This is a genomic window from Gammaproteobacteria bacterium (assembly GCA_040183005.1).
GTDB lineage: Bacteria > Pseudomonadota > Gammaproteobacteria.
In genome coordinates, this window is sequence record JAMPIW010000007.1 from 1,198,556 (window position 1) to 1,216,272 (window position 17,717).

Consider the following 17,717-nt stretch of genomic DNA (forward strand, 5'->3'; position numbering starts at 1 on the left):
CAATACAGCAACCGGGCTTTAACGCATCCCGGTCTAATCAAATTCGGGCACCAAACGCGCCACTTCTATCTTGTCCAGCGGCAAAGACGCAACCTTGCCATCCTCTTCAATCAGCACATTGCCATCCTGCACGCCCTGCAGCACGCCAGTGAAGTTGCGCCGCCCCTCAAGCAAAGAGTCCAAACGCAGCTTTATCCGCCTTCCCGTAAAGCGGATAAAGTGTTCAACATTGAACAACAATCGATCCGCCCCAGGCGACGACACTTCCAGAGAGTACTGGCCGGAGATTGGATCTTCCACGTCCAGCAAACCGTCCACCTGATGACTGACGCGCTGGCAATCATCAACAGTAACGCCATCTGGGGCGTCAATATATATGCGCAACAGGGAATGCCGCCCCTGCGGCAAGTATTCTATGCCGACGAGCTCGTACCCAAGTACGGTTACCGCCGGTTCAATCAGCTTCTGCAAGCCTAACGGTGCCTGACGTATCATCTCTTGAACGACCCGCTAAAACAAAAAAAGGGCCAACGGCCCACTCCAAAAAACCAGCGCTCTTTCAGGGGCGATTATAACGGTTTGTCGCCGGGAAACCAACGACCAAGGCACTCACCCCAACCAGTTACCGAAAACAAACCGTCTCCGCTTTTTTCAGCAACACGCCACAGGCCGACAAAAAACAAAGCCCCGAATAACGGGGCTTTTTGTTGTTATTTTGGTAGCGGGGGCAGGATTTGAACCTGCGACCTTCGGGTTATGAGCCCGACGAGCTGCCAGACTGCTCCACCCCGCATCAACATGTGCATATAGTACACGAGCAGGGGAGGTTCATTCAAGTCTTATATCAGTCTTCAACAAAAATAATGGGGGGCTCGCGGAAAGTTCCATATATATCGTCCGCGAGCTACCCCCCCGCTTTGCCTGTCATGAACAGATGCTGGATTTCAAGCGCCGGCAACGGACGGCTGATATAGTAACCTTGCGCCATGTCGCACCCAAAAGCTGACAGCTTCTCCTGGTGTTGCTGCGTCTCTACACCCTCCCCCACAACTCTAAGCCCCAAATTACGCGCCAAATCAATGGTGGCTTGAACGATGGCGGCATCGTTGCCATCGACCAGCATATCGATGACAAAAGATTTGTCGATCTTGATTTCCGACACTGGCAGTTTTTTCAAGCGCCCCAGTGAAGAATAACCTGTGCCGAAATCATCAATCGTAATCCCCACCCCTATGGCAGCCAAGCGCGTCAGTGTTTCCTGCGACTGTAGCCCCTCCGCCATGATAGCTTCTTCTGTAATCTCCAGAATCAAGAAGGAAGGAGGTAGATCAGCGCCATGTAGAATTTCACGCACCCTCTCCGCGAACTGCGCATCCAGCAAGCTCAAGGGCGAGAGATTTACGGCCATGCTTATTTGCCAGCCGCTGCGATGCCAAAGATCACACTGGCGTACCGCCGCCTCGAGAACATGCAGCGTCAGCGTATTGATGATTCCCGTGCGTTCCGCCACCGGAATGAACTCCTCTGGCAGGACGAGCCCTCGCCGCGGATGCTGCCATCGCGCCAGCGCTTCGACACCACAAACTTGACCACTGCGCAGGTCCACCTTAGGCTGATAATACACCTCAATTTCGCCCTGCCCGACCCCTTGACGCAACTCAGTGGCCAGTGTCAGCCGGTCCAGACTGTGCTGATCCAGACTGGCATCGTAAAGGATCAGACCGCCGCCCGCCCTTTTGGCGGCATACATGGCCACGTCCGCGCGCCGCAGCAGATTGACAACGTCACCGCCATGCGCAGGAAACAAGACAATTCCCAAACTAGCCCCAATATGCAGAATCCTGCCATCCAGATCAAAAGGTTCCTGGAGCGCCTTCAGAATCTTTTCTGCGATTGCAGTGGCGTCTCTCGCATCCACCCTAGGCAGCACTATGGCGAATTCATCGCCCCCCAGCCGTGCGACAGTATCAGACTCCCGGACCGCATCGCGCAGGCGGGAAGCGGTCTGTTGCAAGATAATATCCCCTGCATGGTGTCCCAACGTATCATTCACCTCCTTGAAATGATCCAGATCCATCAACAATATGGAAAACGTCGTCATATCACGCTGAGCGGTGAGAATCATCTGGTGCAAGCGGTCATGCATTAAGGCACGATTAGGTAGGCCACTCAAGGCGTCATGCAATGCCTGATGCTCCAGAACGCTGGCTTGGCTGACCAATTTCCGGCGCATAAGATTGAGGGCTCTACCCCCAAAGAACACCAGGAACAAAACTAAAGAGAGATATCCCGCAGCCAGATATAAAGCCCGCTGCTCGGCGAGATCAATCTGCTGCTGGGTTGGTATCTCGTCGTACCCGATTCGCAACGCGGCACTCGTTCCAGTGGCATCACGGATCGGGAGCGAAATAAAATAAACTGAATCGTCATGCTGGTTAAAGAAAAAATCCTCGCGAAAATTCGCAATCACTCCGGCAGCCCCTCTGGAAACCACCTTGCCAGAATCATCTATCACCTCTACAAACGCGATATTGCCGCTCAACAGGACTTCATCGATCAATGCCTGCAAAGGCACCATGCGTATGTCTTTGCTCGCCAGAATGGCAAGCAGGTGGGAATAGGAACGTGCCTGATCAATAAACTGGGTTTGATACCCTTCCTTCACAATATAAAGAACGCCGCCGAACAGCAGCGGAATCAGGATTGCGTGAGCCACCAGGACACCCGTCACCAAACGCCCCGTCAGACTGCGGAAGAGGTGCGCTATTCCGCTGGATTGCGACATAATTCCTGTACCACCCTCAACCCTGGCCTGGCGCGTGTAACTTGTTCCCACATAAAACTAACCGTGCCCGGCCTGTTGCGTAGAGCATTGCTTAATGCCGCCAAATCCGAAAATTCGAGCAGAGGTGCATCGCCATGCTGGAACGTCCGGGAAAGCAAACGCCGCTCGTAACCAGACGCCGACATGAACATAACTTTCTGCAGAAACACTTCATACAGCAAAGGATCGCTCTGATTGAGCAACGGCTCGATGCGCTGGCCGTTCTTGATCACCGGAATACCCAGAAACAGCTTGCGCACCTCAATGGGGGAGAGCTGCGGCACTATAGTATTGGCGCTGGTCACCAGCACCACTATCTGTTCTTCGGATGACCAGGCATTCCCCACGGCGCAGCACAGCCACCACACACAGCACAATCCGATCAACTGCCGGACACGCCTCATGGGAACCTCGCACTCCATTGCAGGACAATGGGGCGGTAAGTACGGCCTTGCAGGTGAACGTTGGAGATTTCAAGTTTTAGGGATTGCCGGCGCATGAAGTCAAAACGCACGCCACCCAGATTGCGCGCACGGACAAAATCGGGAAACAAGGTCAGATAGGCGTCATGGCCACCACCCTGTGTACCCTCCAGCCGACCGTAGAACGTCCAGTCCACCCATCCCTCGTGTTCCAGTTGAGCATAGCCGTTTCTGAACGCATCAGAATTGCGCCCGCTTGGGAAACCCAGTGTATTGCGTACCCAATACGCGGCGGAGAGCAACCGCAGCCGCTCCCATTCCCAGTTGAGATAGCCACCTCCCACGACCTGCTCAATATCCAGCGGCGCAATACCGTCAGAGGGGATGCGCGCATGGCTGGCGAATACCCCGGCCTCATCCATACCATCGGCATCAGCGCGATATGCAGCTCGCGCAGCCACGCTAAGCCTGTGCTGGCCGACACCGGGACGCAGCACGTCCAACGGTTCCAGACCCCGACCCACACTGAAGCCCGAACCCGCGCCCACAGCCACAGCATAGCTCAACCCGCCTGCGCCGGTGGCCACCACCCCCTCCAGCAGAGCGCCTGTAATATGGGTTTGCAGCGCCCCGCCTTCTCCTTCGAATTCGGCGATCCCCGGCCGGCTTATCGAAGTCTGGAAATATGCCCCATGATGGAAATGCGAATTCCAGTTGCCCAGCAGGTTATGGTAGCGCCCCAGCCAGAGGGTAGTTTCCGGCTGCAGCCGCCAACCCGCTTGGAGACGTTCCACCTCCTGCTCATGCTTATATAAAACCGCTTCACCCAGAAGCCGCAGCTTGCCGCTGTCATGCGCATAAAAGAGGTCTACCCCGGCAATAACCTTGCTGCTCGTGTCATTAGTTGAGGAATGGGGGGATTGGCTGGACAGACGGACTTCAGGGAAGAGGATAAATTCGTTAGCGGCACTGGTCGGCGCTGCATGCACAACGGCAAACAACATAAAAACAGATAGGATATTTTGCGCTTTTCCTCTCACCCGAACACTCCACTTACAGGTCCAACAAAATAGAAAAACCCCCATACCAGGTATCACATCCCGGCATAGCACAACGGTCTATAGTACTTCGTTTAGAAAACCGCTGAATGGCTATCGGCAACATCAAATGATTGGATAAGCCATGCTCCCGTTAGAATGAGCAGTAGCAGTGTGAAGGGAATCACCATCGGCCTTACCGTTTTTAGGTTAAATCCGCAATGCTCTTCTGGTGGCGAGCAACAAGCAAGGTAACGAATGCGATGGCGTAGTCTTGCTCATCTGCAAGACTAAGATGCCCCTCGCCTATACCCATTTCATATCTTAGCTGTTCCGCCCGGCCGCTATATACAAGCAACGGCCTGCCCTTTCCATCGTGGGCCACCCCGATATGGCGCAAGCTCATCCCATCGCTGAAGCCGGTACCCATGGCCTTGGCGGCGGCCTCTTTGGCGGCGAAACGTTTGGCGAGAAAATGAGCGGGGCGGCCGGCTGCGGAAAACTCCCGAAACTCATCGTCGGTCAATATGCGGCGCGCAAATTTGTCGCCATAGCGTTCCAAATTGCCGCGCATCCTGTCAACGCGGACGATGTCCGTGCCGATACCAAAGATCACGGCCGACGCGCCTCCATCATCAGTCGCTTCATCTCTCTAACAGCATCTTGCAGGCCGGTAAACAGGGCGCGGGCGATAATGGCATGGCCGATATTCAACTCACGGACGCCTTGCAGTGCGGCAATTGGGGAAATGTTCTGATAGTTCAGACCATGCCCGGCGTTGACTTGCAGGCCAGCCTTGATACCCTGCTCTACCGCCGCGCCGATGCGTTGCAATTCCCGCTCGCGCGCAATGTGATCCGTGGCATCGGCATAATGGCCGGTGTGAATCTCAATCGCAGGGGCACCTGCACGCGCGGCGGCATCCACCTGGCAGGCATCGGCGTCGATAAACAGCGAGACGCGGCAGCCTGCTTCGCGCAGCCGCGCACAGGCATCGGTGATGCGCGGCAGTTGCCCGGCCACATCCAGCCCGCCTTCCGTCGTCAATTCTTCACGGCGCTCGGGCACAAGACAGCAGTCTTCAGGCTTGATACGCTCGGCGATTCCTAGCATGGCGTCGGTAACCGCCATTTCCAGATTCATGCGGGTGAGCAGTATCCCCTTGAGCAACTCAACGTCGCGCTCCTGGATGTGGCGGCGATCCTCCCGCAGGTGGAGCGTAATGCTGTCCGCACCTGCCTGCTCGGCCTCAATAGCTGCCTGAATGGGCTCGGGGTAACGGGTGCCGCGCGCCTGGCGCAGCGTGGCGACATGGTCGATATTGACCCCCAGCAAAATGTCCCGATATTGATTCATGTCAATCCACCTTTTAACTCACCATATAGCTCACGGCTGCGCAGAGGTTTAGGTCCCAAATGAACCGCTAACGCCTCCCGCAACAAACGCTTGGTCTCACGCAAGACAGACGCATCACCCAAATCATTTTGCGCCAGGGCAATCAAACTTCTCCCTTGAATCGATATGCCCACACCTTTTTCCACTTCCGGCCCGGCAAGTTGTATCGGCCCTTTCTCTAAATGATAGCGGTATTTCCCGTCCACCTCGATGGATGAGCCTGTAATTACATCATGATCCAGCACCAGCCCGTAACCGATCTCTTGAAGCAGGTGTTTTTCAAAAGTGCGTAATGTCTGCTGCAGATGAACGCCGCCATCCACCTGCCCGGCCAAGCCACACAACGCGGCGTGATATATGTGAAACATGGCCGGATGCGGATCATGACGATGCAACAGGCGCAACAGCAACTCATTGAGATAAAAACCGCTCAATAGCGCGGGGCCGCTCAAGGAGGGAGTCCGCCCATGCTCTTCAGCCGCGACCAGAGTGACGAGATCGCCCTGGCCAACCCATGAGATCAGCAGCGGACGAAACAGTTGCAGTAGCCCCCGCATGCGCGATTTAGCCGCCCTAGCACCGCGCGCCACCAGACCAATCCTGCCAAACTCGGGCGTGAACGCCTCGATCAGCAGGCTGGTGTCACGATAAGGTTTGCTATGCAACACATAGGCTGGTTGCAGGGTGATTTGGCTTTTAGAAAGCGTCATAAGTCAGAACGTGAACCACCCATTGCCCCCTTCACCCTAAAACGGCGATTCACCGCAGAGGACGCAGAGAACACAGAGGAAAAACAAGGGCTTGGCAAGATGTACCAAACCACCCGCTGGGTGAGGGCGCATGTTACGCTAACCCTCTGAATTCCTTTGCGTCCTCCGCGTTCTCTGCGGTTCAATAGCTTTTTCCAGGTTCACGGGGATTTACGGTGGCATTGCCACCCATTGTCCCCTCATTGTCACCTTTACGGTGATCACGGGGATTTACGGTGATTACAAATTTTCATCATAACCCAGGCTGCGCAACGCCCGCGCATCCTCGGACCATCCTTCCTTGATCTTGACCCACAATCGCAGGAAAACCTTACACCCGAAGATCTTTTCCATATCCTGCCGGGCCTGCGTGCCTATCTCTTTCAGCACCGCACCATCTTTGCCTATGACTATAGCCTTCTGTCCTGAGCGCTCCACCCAAATGAGTGCATTGATATGCGCGACCTCATTCTGCATGGAAAATTTTTCGATCTCCACGGCTGCGGCATGAGGCAATTCCTGGCCCAGGCGGCGCATCAGCTTTTCCCGGATCAACTCGGCGGCAAGAAAACGTTCGCTGCGGTCGGTCACCTGGTCTTCAGGATAGATCAGCGGCGCGATGGGCAGCAGGGCGATGATTTCTTTTTCCAGAGTTTCGATATTTTTGCCGGATTTCGCGGACACCGGGATAATATGCGCAAACTCCCGGATCTCCGCCAATTTCTGAAAGTGCGGCAGCAGCGCCCCTTTATCCGTCACCTTGTCCAGTTTGTTGACCACCAGCACCACCGGCGTGGATACGGCTTTCAGGCGCTCAAGAATATCCTGATCTTCATCAGCCCAGCGTAGGCCTTCGACGACCAGAATGATGACATCAACACCCTGGATTGTCGCACCGGCAACACGGTTCATATAGCGGTTCATAGGGCGCCCAGCCGCTCGATGCAGGCCCGGCGTATCCACATAAACAACTTGCGCATCCTGGGTTGTCTTGATACCGAGAATGCGGTGCCGAGTGGTTTGGGGGCGGTTCGAGGTGATGCTGATCTTCTGGCCGAGAATACGGTTAAGCAAGGTGGATTTGCCGACGTTGGGGCGACCTATAATCGCGACATGACCGCAACGGATTGCGGGCGCATTGCCTGAAGTTTTATCCATTATTCGCAACCCAAAAGTTGCAGCGCCTGTTGCGCCGCATTCTGCTCCGCCAGGCGGCGGCTCGCGCCGCGCCCCTGGCAGGGAGAAATGCCATCTACAATGCACTCGACCTTGAACATCTGTTTGTGCGCCTCACCTTCAACGTCTAATACATTATAAAATGGCAAAGGCCTCTTTTGCGCCTGGAGATATTCCTGCAAACGGGTTTTTGGGTCCTTGGGATGGGTTTCCGGAGAAATGACGGCAAGGCGTTCCTTGTAGATGGCAAGCACCAGTGTGCGGCAGGCATCAAATCCGCCATCCAGATAAACCGCACCGATCACGGATTCCAATGTACCCGCAAGAATGGATTCACGGCGAAAACCGCCGCTTTTCAACTCCCCCGGACCCAGCCTGAGGAAATTGCCAAGCTCGAATGCCGACGCCAGTATCGCGAGTGTGCTGCCTCTCACCAGATTGGCCCTGGCGCGGCTCAACTCGCCTTCGCTTGCGCCGGGGAAACGCTGGTAAAGCTCGTCGGCGATCAGAAAATTCAATATCGCGTCACCAAGAAATTCAAGCCGCTCATTATTGTTGCTGCCGGCACTGCGATGCGTGAGCGCGCACTCCAACAAATCGGGACGTGAAAATTGGTAGCCCAGTTTGCGGCTCAGGCTATCCGGGGAGGCATGAACAGCGCCCGCTGCAAAGCCATATCCTTGATCACTCAACGTGGTGCCACCTCAACCTTGTCATTCTTGAAATTGGCGACAATATCAATATTGGCAAGCATAGGCACGCGAGCTTCATAGCTGATAGCAATGGTTACTTTTCCATCCTCTTTGGAAATGTTGATATCGTCCTTGGTAACGTGGGTCACATCGTTAATACCCAATCTTTTCATTATAATGTCTTCGATTTCCGCTGCGCTTTTGTTCGCAATACCCGGCTCCTGGGCAAGGGATTTCAAAACGGAGGACACCTCGAAATGCTCCAGGTACAAAGGCGTCAATTTCAGGGCGATAGCGGTAAAAAAGGCGATCATGCCCAGCAGCATCACAAAGCCTATCGCCGTCATTCCATGCTGTTTCTTGTTGTTTATTCTCATCACATGCTCCAGCTTATTAAAGCCTTACTCAACTTTCGAGCCAATCCGGCTCCAGGCTACGCCACCGTTCGCTGAATCCCAGTTCATCCATATCATAAAGGCCTTGCCGACCAGATTTTCTTCCGGCACAAAACCCCAGAACCGGCTGTCATTACTGTTGTCGCGATTGTCGCCCATCACGAAATAATGCCCTGCGGGGACTTCAACATCACCTTCCATCGAAGGCTGGTTGGGGACAATGAGAATATCATGCTTCACGTTGCCCAACTGTTCCACACGCAAGTTGGCGCCTGACATGGACAGGCCGGAACCCACGCCGGTATACGCCCCCGTCAAGGTCTGCTCGACAGGCTGTCCATTAACATAGAGCTTCTTCTGGTAATAACCTATCTTGTCACCCGGCAACCCGATCACACGTTTGATGTAATCCACGGAAGGGTCCTTGGGGTAGCGAAACACCACAACATCACCGCGCTGCGGCTCTCCGATCCCGACAACTTTCTTGTTAAGCACCGGCAACCGAATACCATAGGTGTGCTTGTTCACCAAAATAAAATCGCCCACCAACAGGGTCGGCATCATGGATCCCGACGGAATACGGAATGGCTCTACAAGGAACGAGCGCAGCAGCAGCACAATCAGGATGATTGGAAAGAAGGAGCGCGCGTATTCCACCAGCACAGGCTCTTTGGCGACGCCATTAATCGCATCTTTCGTCAATTTGCCTTCCGACGCTTTAATTACCTCATCGAGATAGGCCGGCTCAGTGGCGATGCGCTTCACAGCCTTCTCATCCATCGGTGCGCCAGTGGATTCCAGATATTGCGCCAATGCCCGCCGCCGCTTGGGCGCTCCCGTGACGGCATCCAACGCCCAAATCGCGCCAGTCACAAATACCGCCAGCGTCATAATGGCTGGAAAATCGAAGTTCATTTACCCTTACCTGTCTGCAACACGGCCAAAAATGCCTCCTGCGGAATCTCCACGGAACCCAACTGCTTCATCCGTTTCTTGCCTTCCTTTTGTTTTTCCAATAGCTTCTTTTTACGCGACGTATCGCCGCCATAGCACTTGGCTATGACGTTCTTGCGCATAGCCTTGACGGTCTGGCGCGCGATGACATGCCCGCCTATCGCCGCCTGGATGGCGACCTCGAACATCTGGCGCGGGATCACGTCTTTCATTTTCTCCACCAGCTCCCGACCACGATACTGGCTTTGCTCACGATGCACGATGATCGACAACGCATCCACTTTTTCGCCATTGATAAGCACGTCCAGCTTCACCAGGTCAGCAGTCTGATAGCGCGCGAAAGCATAATCCAGCGAGGCATAGCCACGGCTCACCGATTTCAGGCGGTCGAAGAAGTCCATCACCACTTCGTTCATCGGCAGCTCATATGAGAGCACTGCCTGATTGCCGAGGTACTGCAAGCTCTTTTGTGCGCCGCGCTTCTCAACACACAGTGTAATCACGGCGCCGAGGTATTGCTGCGGGACCAGTATGTTAGCCAAAATGATCGGTTCGCGCGTTTCGGCGATCTGCCCGATATCCGGCAGCTTGGACGGATTGTCCACACGCAGCACTTCGCCCTTTTTGGTGACCACTTCATACACCACGGTGGGGGCGGTGGAGATCAAATTCAAATTGTATTCGCGTTCGAGCCGTTCCTGCACGATCTCCATGTGCAACATGCCGAGAAAGCCGCAGCGGAATCCGAGCCCCAGCGCTTGGGAGGTTTCGGGCTCGTAAAATAGCGAGGCATCGTTCAGACGCAGCTTGGATAGCGCGTCGCGGAAGGCCTCGTAATCTTCCGGCGAGATCGGAAACAGGCCAGCAAACACCTGGGATTGGATCGCCTTGAAACCGGGTAAAGGCTCGCTGGCAGGCCGGTCAGCATGGGTGAGCGTATCGCCCACTGGCGCGCCGTTGATGTCCTTGATGCCGGCGATGATATAGCCCACCTCGCCCGCATGAAGCCCGTCCGTTTCCTTGCGCTTGGGCGTAAAAACACCCACCTTCTCAACCTGAAAGATCTTGCCCGTGGACATCACCTTGATCTTCTGTTTGGGCAAAAGCGTGCCATTCCTGATGCGTACCAGCGAGACAACACCCAGAAAATTGTCAAACCAGGAGTCGATGATCAGCGCCTGCAAGGGGGCTTCGGGATCGCCCTGCGGCGCAGGGATGCGGGTGACAATTTCCTCCAGCAGATCTGGAATTCCGACGCCGGTTTTGGCACTGATCAGCACGGCGTCACCGGCCTCGATGCCAATAATTTCCTCGATTTCCTTGATCACACGCTCGGGTTCTGCCGAGGGGAGGTCGATCTTATTCAGAACCGGGACAACCTCCAATCCCTGCTCAATCGCTGTATAGCAATTGGCGACGCTCTGCGCCTCAACACCCTGCGCGGCATCGACCACCAGCAATGCGCCCTCGCAGGCGGCCAATGAACGCGACACCTCATAGGAGAAGTCGACATGCCCTGGCGTGTCGATGAAATTCAGGTGATAGGTGTGACCATCTTTCGCCTTGTAGTTGAGGGAAACACTCTGGGCCTTGATAGTGATGCCACGCTCCCGCTCCAGATCCATGGAATCCAGCACTTGGGCGGACATCTCACGCTGGCTCAGGCCACCGCATATCTGAATCAGGCGATCGGAAAGGGTAGATTTGCCGTGATCAATGTGGGCGATAATTGAAAAGTTGCGGATATACTTCATGTAGTGGGAACCGGGAAGGAGGAAGAAAAACGGTTGTTACCCCCGGATTTTATACTTTTTTTGGGTGCGCTTACATCCCCATGGCAAAAATTGATTGCGGGGGCGGGGTTAAACCCGCCCCCGCATTTCTTATTTTTTAGCCTCGGGAATCTTCAGCGCCAGCCATATCGGATCGCCACGGCGCTGCACTAGCAACGGGACGGCCTTACCCACCGGCAGTTCAGCGGACAGTTTCTTGAAATGCGCCGGGTTTTCCACCTTGACACCATTCAGCATGAGAATAATGTCACCGCTACGCACGCCCGCCTTCTGCGCCGGACCGTCCTTGATACGCTGCACCACCACGCCGCCCTTGGCCTCACCTTCCATTTCCTTACGCTGCTCTGGGGTAAGGTCGGCCACCGCAATCGCCAGCCGCTTGTCAAGCACACCCCCTTCAGATGCGGGCTCGCCGAAGGCTTTGGCCTCTTCTTCCTCCGCCGGAAGTTCGCCGATGGCAACATGCAATACCAGCGGTTTGCGGTCGCGGATGACCTTTACCGGCACTTTTTGACCGATTCTGCTACTGCCCACCAAGGGTGGAAGCGCGGAGGAGCTGTCCACTTCCTTGCCGTCAAACTCGACGATGACATCTCCCACCTGCAAACCGGCCTTCTGCGCCGGGCTGTCAGGCAGAATCCGTGCCGCCAGTGCCCCGTTAGGGGTTTTCATGCCGAAAGATTCTGCCAATTCACGGGTGACATCCTGTACCAACACACCCAGCCAGCCACGCGTGACGCGTCCACTGGCCTTCAGTTGATCGACCACGTTCATTGCCAAGTCAATCGGAATGGAGAACGACAGGCCCATATAGCCACCGGTGCGACTGTAGATCTGGGAATTGACTCCCACCACTTCGCCATCGAGATTAAACAACGGCCCGCCCGAATTGCCGGGATTGATCGCCACATCGGTTTGTATGAAGGGCACATAGTTCTCGCTGGGCAGGCTGCGGCCCACGGCGCTGACAATGCCGGCCGTCACGGTATGATCGAAATCAAAGGGCGAACCGATGGCTAGCACCCATTCACCGGCCTTTAGCTCCCTGGATTTGCCGATTTTCACCACAGGCAGGTTATCCGCCTCAACCTTCAGCACGGCGACGTCGCTACGCTTGTCTGTTCCAATCAGCTTCGCGACCAGCTCGCGCTTGTCGCTGAGGCGCACGATAATTTCATCGGCATCCTTGATGACATGGTTATTGGTCAGCACATAGCCGTCGGGGGAGATAATAAAGCCGGAACCCAGCGATTTCCCGTTAAAGTCATCCGGCGCATCCTCGCCGTCGGGGCCGCCGCCATCTTTTTTGTCATCAAAAAAACGTCGGAAAAAATCGTCGAAGGGTACGCCTTCCGGTGGGACGCCATGGGGCATCTTGCCGTGCGGCCCCTTCGGGCGGCCAGGCTGAGCCTTTTGCGTGGTGCTGATATTCACCACTGCGGGGCTTGTCGTCTCCACAATCCTGGTGAAATCCGGTAGCTCCCTGGCCTGAACGGAGGCCACGGGAAGCATTAACAGCAGCATGGATAACAACAGGCCAAACCTGCCGCCCATCACTGGTTTCGTTGTAAAAACTGACATGCTATGTGCCATGATGTCCCTCATTTTGAACGTACTCCATCGAGCCTGAAAACCCGCTTAAACTTCACTCTGCATACCGTGTAAAAACTCGACACGTGCCCCAGAAACTGCCACTTTGCGCAGCATCACGGGTTGATAACGGCCATCATAACTGATCTTTCCCGCATACCGGCTTACCCAAAAAAAACCGCCCGCCAGACCAAGCAGGCCTGACACAACACTTATTGTCTCGGATGTGGTGATTTGCATTTGATTATTCAAGGCATCACCCAGTCCAGCGAATACCAGCAGAAGGACTATCGGAACCGCGTACATCGCCAAAGAGCCGCGCACCAGTGCATTTTCCTCAATGCCGATCACCACATCATCACCGGCTTTCGCGGCGGTGGCGTTCAACACTCTGAGCCGGGCATATTTCACCCCAACCACCTTCGCCAGTGCGGTGGTGCCGCATCCTTTATTAGCGGCGCAACTGCCGCACACGCTGTTGCGGCGCGTCTCCACCCATGCGACATCGCCCTCAACCGCCACTACGCGTGCGTTTTCCTCGATCATTTCGCGGCCCCTGGGCTTTGATATTTGATCGATTTACCTATCATTTCCACCGTCGCCACCGGCACCTCGCCCACCACTGTCACCTGATAATCATTGATGCGGGTGCCATAGGCATTCGCCACCCCCATGCGCGAAACACCCACAAAGGGTGAGGCATGATGAGAATTGTTCTTTTCTATGAATATGGAAACCGACGCCAAACCGTCCGTGAGCACCATATGATTCATGAATACCTGGCTATGCGGCACCTGATGCCGGTAATGCTCGGCAAGAACAAAGCCTCCCGGCATCCTGCCCACCCTCCAGCCTTCGCCGCCGGTCAACGGCTGCGATACCTGCGACCCATCCGAGGGAATGCCAGCCGGCTCACCATGTTTGGCGGGCTCCCGCATGGCGGGAGGTACCTTATCAAGCAGATCGAAGGTAATAAACATAACCTGCTCTATCGGAGCACCTTCTTCATTTAGCAAATCGGACTGCAGCATGGTTCCCGTCTGCTGATCCAGCGAAACACGATAGCCATAGCGGTAATCATCCTTGGGAACAATATTGACAATACGCACCGGACGGCTCGCCGCCCTGCTCTCGCCGCCCGAGGAAAAACTATAATATTTCTCGATTTGATCGATTTGCTCGGGCGTCTTCGACGCCAACGACCGTGACGCACCCCGCTTCTCGATCACAACCGACTTTTTATCCGTTGTGATGCGGGCGACACCCTTATCGCGGATAATTTCCCGCACCGGGCCGTTCAGCGAACTCAGTTTTTCGCGCTCGCCATTCTCATCGGCAACGTGAACAATCTTCATTGCCGTCACTTGATCGCCACGCCGGTAAACAAACGTCCCCTCGAAATTAATCTTTTGGCTGGAATGGGACATTTTATCCAGCCATTGGCGCACTTCCGCCGCCGTATCTCCGGCACGCGCAAGGGATGTAGTGACCACAAGCAGCAGCACCGCACCCCAAAGATACGCTACAGTTCTGGATAACCAACAGACAAAGAAAAAGGAAGGCCGCGCGCGCCCCCGCTCAGGCAGAGATACTCTCATCCGCTGGCCTCTAGGTATTTTCATTCATTTGGGTTATAGCCTACTATCCTTGCAGATGGCAGCATTTCTCCCTGCATCACGGTGGAATATTGACTGTGATTGACCAGATAATCATTGAGTCTGGATTGTGTGGCAACCTCATCAACTACCAGCGGGGCCACTGACACCGACGGGCGATTGACACTTTGCATCTGCGCAGGAATCGCGGCCATCGTTTGCACGGCAGGGGTTACGTCTCCACCCATATCAAAACTCACCACAGCCACCGCCGCCACGGAAGCAGCTATAGCCAGTCCAGCAAGGGGCTTGAGGAAGAAGGGAGCGGGTTTGTTTTTTTGCCGGGGAACAAAAGGAACAACTGAGGGAAGAGGCTGGGAAGTTTCGCTTTCTATCGCTGCCGAAACCCGGCTGGCGAGGTCATGCCGAACAACAGAGGGAAGATTATTTCTGAGAGCGTCGCCAATCAGATGGTAACGTTCCCAGCATTGCCTCAATTCCGCGCTCTGCTTCAAATCCTGGATAACATCCTGAGCGTCGCGCCCCGCCAGATCGCCATCCATCAGCGCCGAGATCTTTTCGTTGAGTTTTTCCGTCATATATCTCACCTGTTACGACTCGAGCAGCGGCTGGAGCCTGCTATTTATTACTTCACGGGCCCGGAAGATCCGGGAACGCACAGTTCCCACCGGGCACGCCATCGCCTCGGCGATCTCTTCGTAACTCAGGCCTTCCAACTCACGCAAGGTTATCGCCGTGCGCAAATCTTCAGGCAACTGTTCTATCGCCTCAAAAATCGTCTTTTCAATCTCATCCCGCAGCAGAAGATGCTCCGGCGTCGCTATTTCTTTAAGCTCCGTATCGCCCTCGTAGAGTTCGGCATCCTCAATCTCCACATCGGCGCCGGGTGGCCTTCGGCCTTGGGCGATCAAATAATTCTTTGCCGTATTGATGGCTATCCGGTACAGCCAGGTATAAAAAGCGCTTTCGCCGCGAAAGCTGGGCAGCGCCCGGTATGCCTTCAGAAATGCCTCTTGGGACACATCAAATACTTCACTTGAATCACGGACATAGCGGGATATCAGCTTGATAATTTTATGCTGATATTTGAGCACAAGAATATCGAACGCCTTCTTGTCGCCACGCTGTACAAGCTGAACCAGCCGTTGATCGGTGCTTTCTTCGCCCATCCGGGCACGTCCCCTTACGGCTTGAACAATTCCATATGCTCATTTCCGTAGACAATTAAGGTTTTATAGAGTTCGCCCAAAGGCGCCATTTATTATATTCTTGCTCTCACTTGCTGTGGCGTATACACACTCCTCACCAAAACACCGTAGAAACGGCACCGATCCTGGTAGGCAGCACAAAACCGGATAAAGAGCCGCACTTGCTGAAAAATTTTCAGCGTTCGCATAGCCAGTGATTATGCACACAAACCATGAGATCGCCAACCTTGCTTATGCAAAAGAATCAAAACCAGGATAACTACGATGTTCTTATTATCGGCGGCGGCGCCGCCGGGCTGAGCTTGGCACTGCATCTGGCACCCCAGGCGCACATCGCGCTCGTCACCAAAGGCCCACTCACCGAGGGCGCCACGCTGTATGCCCAGGGCGGCATCTCGGCAGTTCTGGATGAAAGCGATTCTGTAGCATCACATGTAAAGGACACCCTGGATGCCGGTGCGGGGCTCTGCGACGAAAACGTAGTCCGATTTGTCGTCGAGCATGGCAGAGAGGCCGTCCAGTGGCTGATCGACCATGGCGTTCCTTTTACCCAACAGACACTCCCCGACGGCACCATCGACTACCACCTGACGCGCGAAGGCGGGCACAGCCACCGGCGCGTCATACATGCGGCGGACGCTACAGGCCGAGCGGTGGAAACCACCCTGGAGCAGCAGGTCCGGCGTCACCCCAATATCAGCCTTTTCGAGCACCATATTGCCATTGACCTGATCACCGGGAGCAAATTGGGGCTCGATACCGAACGCTGCCTGGGCGCTTATATCCTGGACCGTACCGCCCATCACATTCACGCCCTGAGCGCCCGCTTCGTGGTGCTGGCCACAGGCGGGGCCGGCAAGGTCTATCTCTATACCAGCAACCCCGATGTCGCCACCGGCGACGGTATCGCCATGGCATGGCGCGCAGGGTGCCGGGTGGCAAACATGGAATTCATTCAATTCCATCCCACCTGCTTGTACCACCCCGAAGCGAAATCTTTCTTGATCACCGAAGCGGTGCGCGGCGAGGGTGGACGGCTATTATTGCCCGACGGCACACCCTTCATGCACAAGTTTGACTCGCGCGGTGAACTCGCCCCGCGTGACATCGTGGCGCGCGCCATCGACTACGAAATGAAACGTGTGGGCTGTGAATATGTCCTGCTCGACATCAGCCATAAGCCGGCAGACTTTATCAAACGTCACTTCCCCACCGTCTATACGCGCTGCCTGGAACTCGGCTATGACATGACCAAAGAGCCCATCCCCGTCGTCCCCGCCGCCCACTATACTTGCGGCGGAGTAATGACCAACATGCTCGGCCAAACCGACGTAAAGGGCCTCTACGCCATCGGCGAGACCGCCTTCACCGGCTTGCACGGGGCCAACCGCATGGCCAGCAATTCCCTGCTGGAATGCCTGGTGTTCGCCAAGGCGGCGAGCGAAGACATTGCAGCCCAACTGGCCACAGCGCCCCTCCCCCCGCCGCTCCCCGCCTGGGATGAAAGCCGCGTCACCGATTCAGACGAAGAAGTGGTGGTGGCACACAACTGGGACGAGCTGCGACGCTTCATGTGGGACTATGTTGGCGTAGTACGCACCAACAAACGCCTGGAGCGCGCCAAGCGCCGCATCGACTTGTTACTCAGCGAAATCGCCGAATACTACGGCAACTTCCGCGTCACCAACGACCTTATCGAACTGCGCAACCTGGCGCTAGTGGCCGACTTGATCATCCGCTCAGCCATGCTGCGCAAGGAAAGCCGGGGATTGCACTACACACTGGACTATCCCGCGCCGGACACCAGAAAACCGCCCGTAAACACCGTGTTGGCGCCACTGCATCATTCAACCTAAAAACGACAGT

The 17,717-nt window shown here is 55.3% G+C and carries 18 protein-coding genes and 1 tRNA gene; 1 reads left to right on the forward strand and 18 read right to left on the reverse strand.

Annotated features, from left to right (window positions below; genetic code table 11):
• Positions 1-33: 33 nt before the first annotated feature.
• The 18 genes from rimP to rpoE all read right to left on the reverse strand — a co-directional run bounded on the left by rimP (position 34) and on the right by rpoE (position 15,812).
• A complete protein-coding gene (rimP, locus tag M3A44_11555; protein ID MEQ6342260.1) occupies positions 34-495 on the reverse strand; it encodes a ribosome maturation factor RimP in 462 nt (153 codons plus the stop codon).
• A 221-nt stretch (positions 496-716) separates the two neighbouring features.
• A tRNA-Met gene (locus M3A44_11560) sits at positions 717-793 on the reverse strand.
• Positions 794-904: 111 nt separating this feature from the next.
• On the reverse strand, positions 905-2,785 hold the full coding sequence (locus M3A44_11565; GenBank protein ID MEQ6342261.1) for an EAL domain-containing protein: 1,881 nt from the start codon (positions 2,783-2,785) through the stop codon (positions 905-907).
• Complete coding sequence (locus tag M3A44_11570) at positions 2,764-3,228, reverse strand: hypothetical protein (protein MEQ6342262.1); 465 nt, start codon at positions 3,226-3,228, stop codon at positions 2,764-2,766. The genes M3A44_11565 and M3A44_11570 overlap by 22 nt, the downstream gene beginning before the upstream one ends.
• Positions 3,225-4,250: a hypothetical protein gene (locus M3A44_11575; GenBank protein MEQ6342263.1), complete on the reverse strand. Its 1,026-nt coding sequence runs from the start codon at positions 4,248-4,250 to the stop codon at positions 3,225-3,227. The genes M3A44_11570 and M3A44_11575 overlap by 4 nt, the downstream gene beginning before the upstream one ends.
• A gap of 238 nt (positions 4,251-4,488) precedes the next feature.
• Positions 4,489-4,899 carry a holo-ACP synthase gene (gene acpS, locus M3A44_11580; protein MEQ6342264.1) on the reverse strand — a complete coding sequence of 137 codons (411 nt, stop codon included), beginning with the start codon at positions 4,897-4,899 and terminating at the stop codon, positions 4,489-4,491.
• A complete protein-coding gene (gene pdxJ / locus M3A44_11585) occupies positions 4,896-5,639 on the reverse strand; it encodes a pyridoxine 5'-phosphate synthase (GenBank protein ID MEQ6342265.1) in 744 nt (247 codons plus the stop codon). Before pdxJ ends, acpS begins: the two co-directional genes overlap by 4 nt.
• Positions 5,636-6,388, reverse strand: coding sequence for a DNA repair protein RecO (gene recO, locus M3A44_11590; GenBank protein ID MEQ6342266.1), 753 nt, complete (start codon positions 6,386-6,388; stop codon positions 5,636-5,638). The genes pdxJ and recO overlap by 4 nt, the downstream gene beginning before the upstream one ends.
• A gap of 279 nt (positions 6,389-6,667) precedes the next feature.
• The gene (era, locus tag M3A44_11595) at positions 6,668-7,585 is read right to left on the reverse strand and encodes a GTPase Era (GenBank protein ID MEQ6342267.1); all 918 of its coding nucleotides are present in this window, start codon (positions 7,583-7,585) and stop codon (positions 6,668-6,670) included.
• Positions 7,585-8,295: a ribonuclease III gene (rnc, locus tag M3A44_11600; protein MEQ6342268.1), complete on the reverse strand. Its 711-nt coding sequence runs from the start codon at positions 8,293-8,295 to the stop codon at positions 7,585-7,587. Before rnc ends, era begins: the two co-directional genes overlap by 1 nt.
• Positions 8,292-8,672: a DUF4845 domain-containing protein gene (locus tag M3A44_11605; GenBank protein MEQ6342269.1), complete on the reverse strand. Its 381-nt coding sequence runs from the start codon at positions 8,670-8,672 to the stop codon at positions 8,292-8,294. Before M3A44_11605 ends, rnc begins: the two co-directional genes overlap by 4 nt.
• Before the next feature lie 24 nt (positions 8,673-8,696).
• Positions 8,697-9,605, reverse strand: a complete 909-nt coding sequence (gene lepB / locus M3A44_11610) for a signal peptidase I (protein MEQ6342270.1) — start codon at positions 9,603-9,605, stop codon at positions 8,697-8,699.
• The gene (gene lepA, locus M3A44_11615; protein ID MEQ6342271.1) at positions 9,602-11,398 is read right to left on the reverse strand and encodes a translation elongation factor 4; all 1,797 of its coding nucleotides are present in this window, start codon (positions 11,396-11,398) and stop codon (positions 9,602-9,604) included. The genes lepB and lepA overlap by 4 nt, the downstream gene beginning before the upstream one ends.
• A 129-nt stretch (positions 11,399-11,527) precedes the next feature.
• On the reverse strand, positions 11,528-12,961 hold the full coding sequence (locus M3A44_11620) for a DegQ family serine endoprotease (GenBank protein MEQ6342272.1): 1,434 nt from the start codon (positions 12,959-12,961) through the stop codon (positions 11,528-11,530).
• A gap of 114 nt (positions 12,962-13,075) precedes the next feature.
• Complete coding sequence (locus tag M3A44_11625; GenBank protein MEQ6342273.1) at positions 13,076-13,573, reverse strand: SoxR reducing system RseC family protein; 498 nt, start codon at positions 13,571-13,573, stop codon at positions 13,076-13,078.
• The gene (locus M3A44_11630; GenBank protein MEQ6342274.1) at positions 13,570-14,520 is read right to left on the reverse strand and encodes a MucB/RseB C-terminal domain-containing protein; all 951 of its coding nucleotides are present in this window, start codon (positions 14,518-14,520) and stop codon (positions 13,570-13,572) included. Before M3A44_11630 ends, M3A44_11625 begins: the two co-directional genes overlap by 4 nt.
• Positions 14,521-14,645: 125 nt before the next feature.
• Positions 14,646-15,221 carry a sigma-E factor negative regulatory protein gene (locus tag M3A44_11635; GenBank protein MEQ6342275.1) on the reverse strand — a complete coding sequence of 192 codons (576 nt, stop codon included), beginning with the start codon at positions 15,219-15,221 and terminating at the stop codon, positions 14,646-14,648.
• 12 nt (positions 15,222-15,233) lie between these two features.
• On the reverse strand, positions 15,234-15,812 hold the full coding sequence (gene rpoE / locus M3A44_11640; protein MEQ6342276.1) for an RNA polymerase sigma factor RpoE: 579 nt from the start codon (positions 15,810-15,812) through the stop codon (positions 15,234-15,236).
• Positions 15,813-16,084: 272 nt separating this feature from the next.
• On the opposite strand from rpoE, the gene nadB reads away from it, so the two are divergent.
• Entirely contained in the window at positions 16,085-17,707 is a 1,623-nt protein-coding gene (nadB, locus tag M3A44_11645) for an L-aspartate oxidase (GenBank protein MEQ6342277.1), read from the forward strand.
• The last annotated feature ends 10 nt before the right edge of the window (positions 17,708-17,717 follow it).